Genomic DNA, 13743 nt, shown 5'->3' with positions numbered 1-13743 from the left:
CCCAGGCCCTGAAAGCCGCTTAATATGAACTGTCCAACTTTATGGGGTCAGTCCAGTAGGCTGGCTTTTTCATATCAGATTAAGACAGGCTTATGCCTGACCTTTGATCTCTTTACGACCGTTGTACGGCGCTTTTTCACCCAGCGCTTCTTCGATACGAATCAGCTGGTTGTATTTAGCAACGCGGTCAGAACGGCTCATAGAACCAGTTTTGATCTGGCCTGCAGCGGTACCAACAGCCAGGTCAGCAATGGTAGCGTCTTCAGTTTCGCCAGAACGGTGAGAGATAACGGCAGTGTAGCCAGCGTCTTTCGCCATTTTGATCGCAGCCAGAGTTTCGGTCAGAGAACCGATCTGGTTGAATTTGATCAGGATGGAGTTAACGATGCCTTTCTCGATACCTTCTTTCAGGATCTTGGTGTTGGTTACGAACAGATCGTCACCAACCAGCTGGATTTTGTCGCCCAGTACTTTAGTCTGGTATGCGAAACCGTCCCAATCAGATTCGTCCAGACCGTCTTCGATAGAAACGATCGGGTACTGTTTGGTCAGCTCTTCCAGGAAGTGAGTGAACTCTTCGGAAGTGAACGCTTTGTTGCCTTCGCCGGCCAGAACGTATTTACCGTCTTTGTAGAATTCAGAAGCCGCGCAGTCCATCGCCAGAGTGATGTCTTTGCCCAGCTCGTAGCCAGCGGCTTTAACGGCTTCAGCGATAACAGCCAGCGCTTCAGCGTTGGAACCCAGGTTCGGCGCGTAGCCACCTTCGTCACCAACAGCAGTGTTCATGCCTTTAGCTTTCAGAACTTTAGCCAGGTTGTGGAACACTTCAGAACCCATACGTACGGCTTCTTTCAGGGATTTAGCGCCTACCGGCTGAATCATAAATTCCTGGATGTCGACGTTGTTATCAGCGTGCTCGCCGCCGTTGATGATGTTCATCATCGGAACCGGCATGGAGTATTTGCCCGGAGTGCCGTTCAGCTCAGCGATGTGCTCGTACAGCGGCTGACCTTTAGAAGCAGCGGCAGCTTTGGCGTTAGCCAGAGAGACGGCCAGGATAGCGTTCGCACCGAAGTTAGATTTGTTTTCAGTACCGTCCAGGTCGATCATGATTTTGTCGATGCCAGCCTGATCTTTGGCATCTTTGCCCAGGATTGCCTGAGCGATCGGGCCGTTTACAGCAGCAACAGCTTTCAGTACGCCTTTACCCATGAAACGGGACTTGTCGCCATCGCGCAGTTCCAGCGCTTCGCGGGAGCCAGTAGAAGCACCTGACGGAGCAGCTGCCATACCGACGAAACCACCTTCCAGGTGTACTTCGGCTTCAACAGTCGGGTTACCACGGGAGTCGATGATTTCACGACCGATGACTTTAACGATTTTGGACATTAGGTTTTCCTCAGTACAAGTTAAACTAAAACTCCAGACAAACAATGCACCCGGATGGGTGCATTGCCGTTCTAACTCTTTTACTTCGCCTGACGCTTCTGGTACTCGCCAGCGGCTTTCACAAAGCCGGCAAACAGCGGGTGACCATCACGCGGCGTCGAAGTAAACTCCGGATGGAACTGACAGGCGACGAACCACGGATGGTTAGGCACCTCGATGATCTCGACCAACTGATCATCCCCGGAACGGCCCGCAATGCGCAGGCCCGCATTTTCAATCGGCTTCAACAGCATGTTGTTGACTTCGTAGCGGTGACGATGGCGCTCAGTAATGGTTGGTTCGCCATACAGCTGGCGCACCAGGCTATCTTCAGCCAGCTGGCACTGCTGTGCGCCGAGGCGCATCGTGCCGCCGAGATCGCTCTTATCAGAGCGAACTTCGACATTACCGTCTTCATCACGCCATTCGGTAATCAGGGCCACGACCGGGTACTTACAGTCTGGCACAAATTCCGTTGAGTTGGCGTTTTCCATCCCCGCTACGTTGCGCGCAAACTCAATCAGCGCAACCTGCATACCCAGGCAAATACCCAGATATGGAATGTTGTTTTCACGCGCATAGCGCGCGGTAGCGATCTTACCTTCGACGCCGCGATAGCCGAAGCCGCCAGGAATCAGGATAGCGTCTAAATTCTTCAGAATTTCGACGCCGCGCGTTTCCACATCCTGCGAATCAATCAGCTTGATGTTGACGGTAACGCGATTTTTCAGACCGCCGTGTTTCAGCGCTTCAATCACTGATTTATAGGCATCCGGCAGTTCAATGTACTTGCCGACCATACCGATAGTGACTTCGCCTGCCGGGTTCGCTTCTTCGTAGATAACCTGTTCCCATTCGGCCAGGTTCGCTTCCGGACAGTTTAAGCTGAATCGTTTACAAATATAATCGTCCAGCCCCTGAGATTTCAACAGGCCCGGAATTTTATAAATGGAATCGACGTCTTTCATCGAAATAACGGCTTTTTCTGGCACATTGCAGAACAAAGCAATTTTGGCGCGTTCGTTCGCCGGAATGGCGCGATCGGAGCGGCAAACCAGAATGTCTGGCTGAATACCGATGGAGAGCAGCTCTTTTACGGAGTGCTGGGTCGGTTTGGTTTTGACTTCGCCCGCGGCGGCCATGTACGGCACCAGGGTCAAATGCATAAACAGGGCGTTTTCACGACCGATATCCACCGCCAGCTGCCGAATCGCTTCAAGGAACGGCAGCGACTCGATATCGCCTACGGTACCGCCGATTTCAACCAGCACCACATCATGACCTTCGCCGCCCGCCAGCACGCGCTCTTTAATCGCGTTGGTAATGTGCGGGATCACCTGCACGGTCGCGCCCAGATAGTCGCCACGACGCTCTTTGCGCAGGACATCAGAGTAGATACGGCCGGTAGTGAAGTTGTTGCGACGAGTCATCTTGGTGCGAATGAAGCGCTCATAGTGACCTAAGTCCAGATCGGTTTCAGCGCCGTCTTCGGTAACGAACACTTCCCCGTGTTGGATTGGGCTCATGGTACCCGGATCGACGTTGATGTACGGATCCAGTTTCATCATGGTCACGTTAAGCCCACGGGCTTCAAGAATGGCTGCGAGGGAAGCTGCGGCAATGCCTTTACCCAGAGAGGATACGACCCCGCCGGTCACAAAAATATAGTTCGTTGTCATGCTGAACCTGAGAAGTTAGGTTTAAAAGACGATGGAATAACCAGGACGGGAAAGCAGTATACCCGATCATGACTGACGCCACAAACTTTCATTATCCCTCCTTTTCATCAGGCCCACACAAACGCGGGGAGTGAGAAAATAGCCGCTTTTGGCGAAATGTTTTTGACGTAAATCAAGCGCTTGTTATTTAAAAAATCACACAAATAGCGCTTGATCACGAAAACTCTTTAGAGATCAGTTTCCTGGCGTTTTACTTCCTGCCACACCTGCTCCATAGTATCGAGGTCGACGCCGGTCATTTCCAGGCCGCGCGCGGCGACAATCCGCTCAACTTCACGGAAGCGACGTTCAAATTTGAGATTGGCTTTTTGCAAGGCAACCTCGGCTTTGACGCCTAAATGGCGGGATAAATTGACCGTTGCAAACAGCAGGTCGCCAACTTCCTCCTCCAGTTTAGCTTCATCCACCACGGCCTGCTGCGCTTCATGCATCACTTCATCTATTTCTTCATGAACTTTATCCAGCACCGGTCCGAGAGAGGTCCAGTCAAAACCCACCGCCGAGCAGCGTTTTTGGATTTTATGCGCGCGCATCAACGCCGGAAGGCTATGCGGAATATCGTCCAGCGCGGAGTGCTGGGACTTTTCCGCTCGCTCAGCGCTTTTGATCTGCTCCCAGCGGGCCAGCGCTTCGCTGCTGCTACCGGCGGAGGCATCGCCGAAAATATGCGGGTGGCGGCGCTCAAGCTTGTCGCTGATAGCGGCGCAGATATCGCTGAAATCAAAGCGCCCCTCTTCCTGCGCCATTTGAGCGTAGAAGACAACCTGGAACAGCAGATCGCCCAACTCGCCGCGCAAATCGTCAAAATCTTCGCGGGAGATGGCATCGAGCACTTCATAGGTTTCTTCAAGCGTATAGGGAGCGATGGTGGCAAACGTCTGCTCTTTGTCCCACGGACAGCCGTTTTCCGGATCGCGTAGCCGCTGCATAATGCCGAGCAGCCGTTCCATCTCATTATTTGCCTTCATAGTTATTGATCCTGCACTTTTCATCATTTCAGTTACGCCATTCGCGTTTCGGTTTTGGCAAGCCGCCGCGTATTACAAAAACATAAACTATGCCGTGCAGCACGATAAATACCAACGCCAGCATGCGCACCGGGTCGTCAATATAGCGGATTTGCGACGAAAGCATGTTAAAAGGAAACTCCCCTTTCACCGTCACGCAAAGCTGCACAAACATGGCAAGGGCATTTGCAGCGCGGCATATCAGGTGTGAACTCAAGGATCCGTCTGGCGAATAAACGATAAAAAACAGCCAGATTTGCACAGCGATCAGCGTGAGGGATGAGAGGAGATAAAGAATAAAGAAACTTAAGCTCAAATCCATTGAAGCCTATCCAGTAAGCCAGCGCCCGTCGGGGAGCTCCATGGCTATCAGGGTAAAAACGCAGCTGTTAGCTGAGCTGCGTTTTTACCGTTTTCCTTTTACCCGCCGTGCAGGCGACGGGCGTCGATGACGTCCGGAACCTGATTCAGCTTGCCAAGTACCCGGCCCAGAACCTGCAGGTTGTAGATCTCAATGGTCATATCGATGGTTGCCATCTGCTGCTTCGTATCGCTGCGGCTGGCAACGCCCAGCACGTTGACCTTCTCATTGGCGAGAATAGTAGTGATATCGCGCAGCAGGCCGCTACGATCGTTGGCCTGGACCCGCACCACCAGCGAGTAGCCCGCCGAGTAGCTCTCTCCCCACACTGCGTCAACGATGCGCTCCGGAGCATGAGACTGTAGCTCCGCGAGCTGATCGCAATCCGCCCGGTGCACCGAGATCCCTCGGCCCTGGGTGATAAAGCCCACAATCTCGTCGCCGGGGATCGGCTGGCAGCAGCGCGCAATGTGGTGCATCAGATTGCCGACGCCTTCCACCACCACGCGACCATTGTCTTTGCTGCGATTCTGCGGAGTATAGGTTTTCTGCTGCAGCTGCTTAAGTGCCGCCGCATCCTGCTCCGCCGCGCTGGGCTTATTAAACTGCGCCTGCAGGAAATTAACCATCTGGTTGAGGCGAATATCACCGCCGCCAATCGCCGCCAGCAGTTCGTCCTGCTCATTAAAGTTGTAGCGCGGCAGCAGATACTTTTCCGCGTCCTTCAGGCTGATGCCCAGATGCTCCAGCTCATCATCGAGGATCTGCCGTCCGGCAAGAATATTCTTGTCGCGATCCTGCTTGCGGAACCAGGCATGAATTTTGGAACGCCCGCGGCTGGTAGTGACGTAGCCAAGGTTCGGATTCAGCCAGTCACGGCTTGGGTTAGGCTGTTTTTGAGTGATGATTTCAATCTGGTCACCCATCTGCAACTGATAGGTGAACGGCACAATACGTCCGCTGATTTTCGCCCCGATGCAGCGGTGACCGACATCGCTGTGAATATGGTAGGCAAAATCGAGCGGAGTCGAACCCGAAGGTAAATCCACTACGTCACCCTTCGGCGTAAAGACATAAACCCGGTCGTCAAAGACCTGGCTACGCACTTCATCCAGCATCTCGCCGGAATCGGCCATCTCTTCCTGCCAGGCGATCAGTTTACGCAGCCATGCAATGCGATCTTCATAGCCGCGTCCGCCGCTGGCCCCTGCGCTGGCGCCCTCTTTGTACTTCCAGTGCGCAGCTACGCCCAGCTCGGCATCTTCATGCATCTGGCGGGTACGGATCTGAATTTCGATCGTCTTGCCGCCGGGACCAAGCACGACGGTATGAATGGACTGGTAGCCATTGGGCTTAGGGTTGGCGACGTAATCATCAAACTCATCCGGCAGATGGCGGTAGTGAGTATGCACTATCCCCAGCGCGGCATAGCAGTCCTGCAGGCGCTCGGCAACAATCCGCACCGCCCGCACGTCAAACAGCTCGTCGAAAGCGAGATGTTTTTTCTGCATTTTGCGCCAGATGCTATAGATATGCTTAGGACGACCGTAAACCTCAGCCTTGACGCCCTCGGTTTTCATTTCCGTGCGTAAGTGGCTGACGAACTCGTCAATGTAATGTTCACGATCGATGCGCCGCTCGTGCAACAGCTTAGCGATGCGTTTATATTCCGCTGGGTGCAGATAGCGGAAGCAGTAATCCTCAAGCTCCCACTTAAGCTGGCCGATCCCCAGACGGTTGGCCAGCGGCGCGTAAATATTGGTGCACTCTTTCGCCGCCAGCACGCGCTCATCTTCCGGCGCATCTTTCACTTCACGCAGATGGGCAATACGCTCGGCGATTTTAATCACCACGCAGCGGAAGTCATCAACCATCGCCAGCAGCATGCGGCGAATGTTGTCCACCTGTTCAGAGGAGACCGAATCCGTATGGGTGGCTTTAAGCTGACGTATCGCGGCCATATCCCGCACGCCGTGGATCAGGGTGACGACGGATTTCCCGACGCTCTCCTGCATGATTTCTTCGCTGACGACGTTGCCATCCGCCAGCGGGAATAGCATCGCCGCTCGCAGCGTATCGATGTCCATACTGAGCATGGAGAGAATTTCTACCATCTCCACGCCGCGCCATAGCAGGAGATCGGCCTGCGGGTGTCCCTGCGTTTTCTCTCGACAATAATCCCAGGTTTCGGCTAAGCGTTCACACGACTGCTGGCTGGAAATTCCCAGACTCGCGATCCATTTCTTCGGGTCAAATTCACCAGCTTTATTTAAATGTGCACTTCTTACCGCAACCATTGTCCTCTCCTTAAGGGACCGCCTGCCGAAGTCGGCAAGCCTCAACTTTTACACTTCATCCTTCAAACCGCATCAACCTTGGCGTTCGTCTTTTATCTCAGTCGCCTGCGCCTGTGGATGCCGCTGCACTGCGATTTGAATGATTCTTGTGCTCAAACAACACCATTGATTCCAGATGACCGGTATGCGGGAACATATCCAGCATCGCCAGGCGTTGAATGGTATATCCCGCCTGCAATAAAACGTCGCTATCGCGCGCCAGAGTCGCCGGATTACAAGAAACATACACCACCCGACGCGGCGCTAATTTAATTATATGTAACATAACGCCCGCCGCACCGGCGCGCGCCGGGTCGAGCAGAACTTTATCAAAACCGTGCTTCGCCCACGCCTGGCGGGTGACGTCCTCTTCAAGATTTTCATGAAAGAACGTCACATTATGCAACGCGTTCAGCGCTGCGTTTTCTTGCCCCTTCGCCACCAGCGCCGGAACACCTTCAACCCCCACGACCTGCGCCGCGCGCTTTGCCAGCGGCAGGGTAAAGTTGCCCATGCCGCAAAAGAGATCCAGCACGCGATCCTGAGGCTGGATATCCAGCCATTCCAGCGCCGTATGCACCATGAGCTGGTTTACGCCGTCGTTGACCTGAATAAAGTCGCGCGGACTGAACACTAAGCGTAGACCGTCGGACGTATACCAAGGCGCTTCCCCGCGAATCTGTTCCAGTATCTCGCTTTGCGGGGCGAGATACAGTGAAAGACCGTGAGATTGCGAAAAACGTTCCAGCTTTTCTTTATCTGCAGCCGGAAGGGCCGCGGTATGGCGTAAAACCATCAGCGGGCCGTTGTCAGCCTGCACCAGCTCCACGTGGCCAAGCTGACGCAGCGATTGCAATCCGCTGAGACATTCTCGTACCGCGGGCAGTAGCGCACCAAGAGTGGGCACCAAAACAGGGCACTGCACCACATCAACAATTTCGCTGGAGTTGGCCTTCCGGAAGCCTATCTGTAATTGTTGGGTCTTTGGCTGATAATTCAAGCTCAGACGCGCCCGGCGGCGATAGCCCCACGGCGAAGCGGCTATAATGTCATCAACCTCGCGCTTCATTAACCGCGCGAGGGCGGCGCGTTTGCTCTGCTGCTGCAGCTCAACGCTGGCGTGCTGCTGCTGACATCCGCCGCAGATACCAAAATGCGGACAGCGCGGCGCCTGCCGCTGCAGGCTGTCGCTAAGACGGCGTTTAACCTGCGCGCGGGCATACTGTTTTTTATCCTCGACCAGGACCACTTCGGCCTGCTCCTGCGGTAATAAACCGTTAACAAACAGCGCCTTACCCTGGTGACGCGCAACGCCCTGCCCAAAGGGATCAAGGTCATTTACTGTAACGGTTATGATCTGGCGCGTCGTCACACGCCGTTTTGCAGAGTAGAATTGCGCCATCGTAGAGATTTGTCTCAATTAAATATACTGACTCTATACACGAGTTCTTTCAGGGTGAGCCAGCGTAACCAATGCCTCAGCAGCCTGTAAGGATGATGTATATATTCTCCCATAATGGAACCGCATGACCAACTACAGCCTTCGTGCCCGCATGATGATTCTTATTCTGGCGCCAACCGTTCTGATCGGTCTGCTGCTCAGTATATTCTTCGTCGCACACCGCTATAACGACCTACAGCGCCAGCTGGAAGATGCCGGAGCCAGTATCATCGAACCGCTGGCGGTCTCTAGTGAATATGGCATGAATTTGCAAAACCGCGAGTCAATCGGGCAGCTGATCAGCGTGCTGCATCGCCGCCATTCCGATATTGTGCGCGCCATTTCCATCTATGACTCGCACAACAGGCTGTTTGTCACCTCCAACTTTCAGCTCGATCCCGGCGAACTTCAGCTACCAAAAGGGGCGCCTTTTCCCCGCCGTTTAAGCGTGATTCGTCACGGCGATTTGATGATTTTGCGCACCCCAATTATTTCAGAAAGCTATTCACCGGATGAATCACCGGGAAGCGATGCCAAGATGCCGGACAATATGCTGGGCTACGTGGCGCTGGAGCTGGATCTCAAATCGGTGCGGCTGCAGCAGTACAAAGAGATCTTCATCTCCAGCGTGATGATGCTGTTCTGCATCGGCATCGCGCTGATCTTCGGCTGGCGACTGATGCGCGACGTGACCGGGCCGATTCGCAACATGGTGAATACCGTTGACCGCATCCGCCGGGGCCAGCTTGATAGCCGCGTGGAAGGTTTTATGCTCGGCGAACTGGATATGCTGAAAAACGGGATCAACTCCATGGCGATGTCGCTGGCGGCGTATCATGAAGAGATGCAGCATAACGTCGATCAGGCCACCTCCGACCTGCGTGAAACGCTTGAACAGATGGAAATCCAGAACGTTGAGCTGGACCTGGCGAAAAAACGCGCGCAGGAAGCGGCGCGAATCAAATCCGAATTCCTCGCCAATATGTCCCACGAGCTGCGCACTCCGCTTAACGGCGTCATTGGCTTTACCCGCCTGACGCTGAAAACCGATTTAAATACCACCCAACGCGATCATCTGACCACCATTGAGCGTTCAGCGAACAATCTGCTGGCCATCATTAATGATGTTCTGGACTTCTCTAAGCTCGAAGCCGGGAAGCTCATTCTGGAGAGCATTCCGTTCCTGCTGCGAAATTCGCTCGACGAGGTGGTCACGCTGTTGGCGCATTCGGCGCACGATAAGGGGCTGGAGCTGACCCTGAACATCAAAAACGATGTGCCGGATAACGTGATTGGCGACCCGCTGCGCCTGCAGCAAATTATTACTAACCTGATGGGCAACGCCATTAAGTTCACCGAACATGGCAACATTGACGTGCTGGTGGAACAGCGGGCTATAAGCAATTCAAGAGTGCAAATCGAAGTTCAGATCCATGATACCGGCATCGGTATTCCCGAGCGCGACCAGTCGCGTCTGTTTCAGGCTTTCCGCCAGGCAGACGCCAGTATTTCCCGTCGCCACGGCGGAACCGGGCTGGGGCTGGTTATCACCCAGCGGCTGGTAAAAGAGATGGGCGGCGATATTTCCTTCCATAGCCAGCCTAATCGCGGCTCGACGTTCTGGTTCCATATCAGCCTCGATCTCAACCCTAACGCGGTACCCGACAGCGTACCGACCCAATGTCTGGCGGGTAAAAAGCTGGCCTACATTGAGGCTAACGCAGCGGCGGCGCAGTGCACCATGGAGCTGCTGGCGACAACGCCGCTGGAGGTGGTCTACAGTCCGACGATGACTGCCCTACCGGATGCCCATTACGATATCCTGCTGGCGGGCATTCCGGTGTCGATACGCGATCTGAACCAGCATCGCGATAAGCTGGCCAGAGCCCGTAAGCTTGCCGATCATCTGCTGCTGGCGCTACCGTGCCACGCCCAGGTGAGCGCCGAAACGCTTAAACACGACGGTATCGCAGCCTGTCTGCTTAAGCCCCTGACCTCAACGCGCTTGCTTCCGGCGCTGACGGCCACCTGCCAGACCCAGCCGACGCTCCTGCTGCCGCGCTCCGGTAGTACAAAGCTGCCCATGACGGTAATGGCCGTCGATGACAATCCGGCGAATCTTAAGCTCATCGGCGCTCTGCTTGAAGATTTAGTCCAGCATGTCATCCTCTGCGACAGCGGCCAGAACGCCGTTGAACGAGCCAGAGAAATGCAGCAGGATCTGATTCTGATGGATATTCAAATGCCGGAAATGGACGGCATCCGCGCCTGCGAATTGATCCATCAGCTCCCTCATCAACAGCAAACGCCGGTGATCGCCGTGACGGCCCATGCTCTGGAAGGGCAGCGAGAGAAATTGCTCAGCGCGGGGATGAACGATTATCTGGCGAAGCCCATTGAGGAAGATAAGCTCTACAATCTGCTGCTGCGCTACCAGCCGGGACAGGCCGCTGCGCCGCAGGCCGCGGCGGAGCCGGTTGACCTACCGGTTAACCATGACATCACCCTCGACTGGCAGCTGGCGCTACGCCAGGCGGCGATGAAACCGGATCTGGCGCGGGAAATGCTGCAGATGCTGCTCGCTTTTATGCCGGAAGTGCGTAACAAGGTGGAAGAACAGCTGGTGGGAGAGCAGCCGGAAGGCCTGCTGGATCTCATTCATAAGCTGCACGGCAGCTGTAGCTATAGCGGCGTGCCGCGCCTGAAGAAACTCTGCCACACTCTCGAGAGCCAGCTGCGCGCGGGCACCGCCGCCGAGGAGCTGGAGCCGGAGCTTCTGGAACTGCTGGATGAAATGGACAACGTCGCGCGGGAAGCCTGTAAGCTGCAGGGAATCTAAAACGCCTGCCCCGGCTCGCGCACTGCGACCGGGGGAGAATCTATAATACCTGGCCCATTTTCAGCACAGCGGCGACGTTTCTCGCCGTCATGCGCACATTTTCGGCGGCATTTTCCAGCGCCTCATCCAGGGTGCAAATGGAATAAATAACGCTGAATACCGCATCCAGCCCGTGCTCATGGACTACGCCGACGTCCGCCGTCAGGCTCCCGGCAATCGCGATAACCGGCAGATTATAGCGTTTTGCCACCCGCGCCACGCCAACCGGCACTTTGCCGTGAATCGTCTGGCTGTCGATGCGCCCTTCGCCGGTGATCACCAGATCCGCATCCGCCACGATATCGGCAAGATGCAAAGCGTCGGTCACGATCTCAATGCCCGGCCGCAGCTTAGCCCCGCAAAAGGCATACAGGCCCGCGCCCATGCCGCCCGCCGCGCCGCCGCCTTCAAGATGCAACACATCAAGCTCTAAGTCGCGATGGATAATCTCAGCAAAATGGGCCAGCGCCTTATCGAGGCTGGCGATCATCTCCGCCGTCGCCCCTTTCTGCGGGCCAAATACTGCCGTCGCGCCCTGCGGGCCCGTCAGCGGATTGGTGACATCGCAAGCGACGTCAATGCGGCATCCGGCGAGGCGCTTATCTAACTCGCTCACGTCGATGCGCGCGAGGCTCTCCAGCGCTTGTCCGCCGGCGCCAATCTGCTGGTTATTCCGGGTCAGCAGTTTCGCCCCCAGCGCCTGCACCATCCCGGCGCCGCCATCGTTAGTCGCGCTGCCGCCGATGCCGATAATAATTTGCCTGACGCCCGCGTCCAGCGCATGGCGAATCAGCTCGCCGGTACCCCATGAAGTCGTCAGAAGAGGGTTACGTCGCGCCGGCGGTACGCTCTCCAGACCGCTTGCCGCCGCCATTTCAATAAACGCACACTGCTTATCGCCCGAAAGACCAAAAAAAGCCTCTACGGGCTCGCCGAGCGGACCGGTGACGGTGACCGCTATCCGGCATCCCTGGGTCGCGGCAACCATGGCTTCAACGGTTCCTTCGCCACCGTCGGCGACCGGCAGTTTGACGTACTCCGCATCGGAATAAACTTCCCGAAAACCTTGCTCTATCGCGGTTGCAACATCCAGCGCACTCAGGCTCTCCTTGTATGAATCCGGTGCGATCACTATCTTCATATGCTGTCCTTAAAATGAACGATTACCCGACGCCGTGCAGGAAACCGGCCCCCGAAGGGACCGGCATCTCCTTAGCGCACCATGCACGGACGCTTGTTATCAAACGTCCAGTTCGGGATCAAATACTGCATTCCCATCGCATCATCGCGCGCGCCCAGACCGTGTTTCTGATACAGCTCATGGGCTTTCATCACCTGATCCATATCGAGCTCCACGCCCAGCCCCGGTTTCGCCGGTACCTGTACCATCCCGCCTTTAATTTCAAACGGTTCTTTGGTCAGGCGCTGGTTGCCTTCCTGCCAGATCCAGTGCGTATCAATAGCGGTAATTATACCCGGCGCGGCTGCCGCCACGTGGGTAAACATCGCCAGCGAGATATCAAAGTGGTTGTTAGAGTGCGAGCCCCAGGTCAGGCCGAACTCGTGGCACATCTGCGCCACGCGGACGGAGCCCTGCATGGTCCAGAAGTGCGGATCCGCCAGCGGAATATCCACGGACTGCAGCGACAGCGTGTGGCCCATCTGACGCCAGTCGGTCGCGATCATATTGGTCGCCGTCGGCAGTCCGGTGGCGCGGCGGAACTCCGCCATCACTTCTCGCCCGGAGAAGCCCTGCTCGGCGCCGCACGGATCTTCCGCATAGGCCAGAGATCCTTTCAGGTATTTACCAATTTTGATCGCTTCATCCAGCGACCACGCGCCGTTCGGATCGAGGGTCACGCGCGCCTGCGGGAAGCGCTTAGCCAGCGCGACGATAGACTCCGCTTCCTCTTCCCCGGCCAGTACGCCGCCTTTCAGTTTAAAATCGTTAAAACCATATTTCTCATATGCGGCTTCCGCCAGACGTACCACCGCATCCGGGGTCATCGCCTCATCATGACGCAGGCGATACCAGTCGCACGGGTCATCCGGCTGGCTCTGATAAGGCAGCGGTGTAGCTTTACGATTGCCGACGAAGAACAGATAGCCCAGCATTTCCACTTCGCTGCGCTGCTGTCCATCGCCCAGCAGAGACGCCACGTTTACGCCCAGATGCTGGCCCAGCAGGTCAAGCATCGCCGCTTCAATCCCGGTCACTACGTGAATTGTGGTACGCAGATCGAAGGTCTGCAAACCGCGTCCGCCGGCATCCCGATCGGCGAAAGTATTGCGTACGGCGGTCAGCACGTTTTTGTATTCACCCAGCGTTTTACCGACCACCAGCGGGATCGCGTCCTCAAGGGTGGTGCGGATTTTCTCTCCGCCGGGAATTTCGCCGACGCCGGTATGGCCGGAATTATCTTTGATTACCACAATATTACGCGTGAAGAACGGGGCGTGCGCGCCGCTCAGGTTCATCAGCATGCTGTCGTGACCCGCGACCGGAATGACCTGCATAGAAGAAACAACGGGGGTCGAAAATTGTGCGCTCAT

General features: G+C 55.6%; 9 protein-coding genes. 1 reads left to right on the top strand and 8 read right to left on the bottom strand.

Going from position 1 to position 13743, the window contains the following annotated elements; translation table 11 throughout:
- Window positions 1-90: 90 nt before the first annotated feature.
- From eno to rlmD, 6 genes are all read right to left on the bottom strand, one after another.
- Window positions 91-1389 carry a phosphopyruvate hydratase gene (eno, locus tag ABLV11_RS08580; RefSeq protein ID WP_004105008.1) on the bottom strand — a complete coding sequence of 433 codons (1299 nt, stop codon included), beginning with the start codon at window positions 1387-1389 and terminating at the stop codon, window positions 91-93.
- 80 nt (window positions 1390-1469) lie between these two features.
- Window positions 1470-3107 (bottom strand): glutamine hydrolyzing CTP synthase, encoded by a 1638-nt coding sequence (pyrG, locus tag ABLV11_RS08575; protein ID WP_004105009.1) that lies wholly within the window; start codon window positions 3105-3107, stop codon window positions 1470-1472.
- Between the two features lie 227 nt (window positions 3108-3334).
- Window positions 3335-4135 (bottom strand): nucleoside triphosphate pyrophosphohydrolase, encoded by an 801-nt coding sequence (mazG, locus tag ABLV11_RS08570; protein ID WP_004105011.1) that lies wholly within the window; start codon window positions 4133-4135, stop codon window positions 3335-3337.
- A gap of 28 nt (window positions 4136-4163) precedes the next feature.
- Entirely contained in the window at window positions 4164-4349 is a 186-nt protein-coding gene (locus ABLV11_RS08565) for a hypothetical protein (RefSeq protein ID WP_224250525.1), read from the bottom strand.
- 245 nt (window positions 4350-4594) lie between these two features.
- Entirely contained in the window at window positions 4595-6832 is a 2238-nt protein-coding gene (gene relA / locus ABLV11_RS08560) for a GTP diphosphokinase (protein WP_004105015.1), read from the bottom strand.
- Between the two features lie 97 nt (window positions 6833-6929).
- Window positions 6930-8273: a 23S rRNA (uracil(1939)-C(5))-methyltransferase RlmD gene (rlmD, locus tag ABLV11_RS08555; protein ID WP_004114922.1), complete on the bottom strand. Its 1344-nt coding sequence runs from the start codon at window positions 8271-8273 to the stop codon at window positions 6930-6932.
- 124 nt (window positions 8274-8397) lie between these two features.
- Here rlmD and barA point away from each other — a divergent pair, with 124 nt between their 5' ends.
- Entirely contained in the window at window positions 8398-11151 is a 2754-nt protein-coding gene (gene barA / locus ABLV11_RS08550; protein ID WP_004105019.1) for a two-component sensor histidine kinase BarA, read from the top strand.
- Window positions 11152-11191: 40 nt separating this feature from the next.
- Here the strand turns inward: barA and ABLV11_RS08545 are convergent, their stop codons facing one another.
- The gene (locus ABLV11_RS08545) at window positions 11192-12331 is read right to left on the bottom strand and encodes a glycerate kinase (protein ID WP_004114925.1); all 1140 of its coding nucleotides are present in this window, start codon (window positions 12329-12331) and stop codon (window positions 11192-11194) included.
- Window positions 12332-12402: 71 nt separating this feature from the next.
- Window positions 12403-13743, bottom strand: coding sequence for a glucarate dehydratase (gene gudD / locus ABLV11_RS08540; protein ID WP_348855284.1), 1341 nt, complete (start codon window positions 13741-13743; stop codon window positions 12403-12405).

Source organism: Klebsiella sp. GW_Kp181 (assembly GCF_040062315.1).
GTDB lineage: Bacteria > Pseudomonadota > Gammaproteobacteria > Enterobacterales > Enterobacteriaceae > Klebsiella > Klebsiella oxytoca.
Note: the sequence above shows the minus strand (reverse complement) of the source record. Positions and strands in the feature narration are given on the sequence as shown.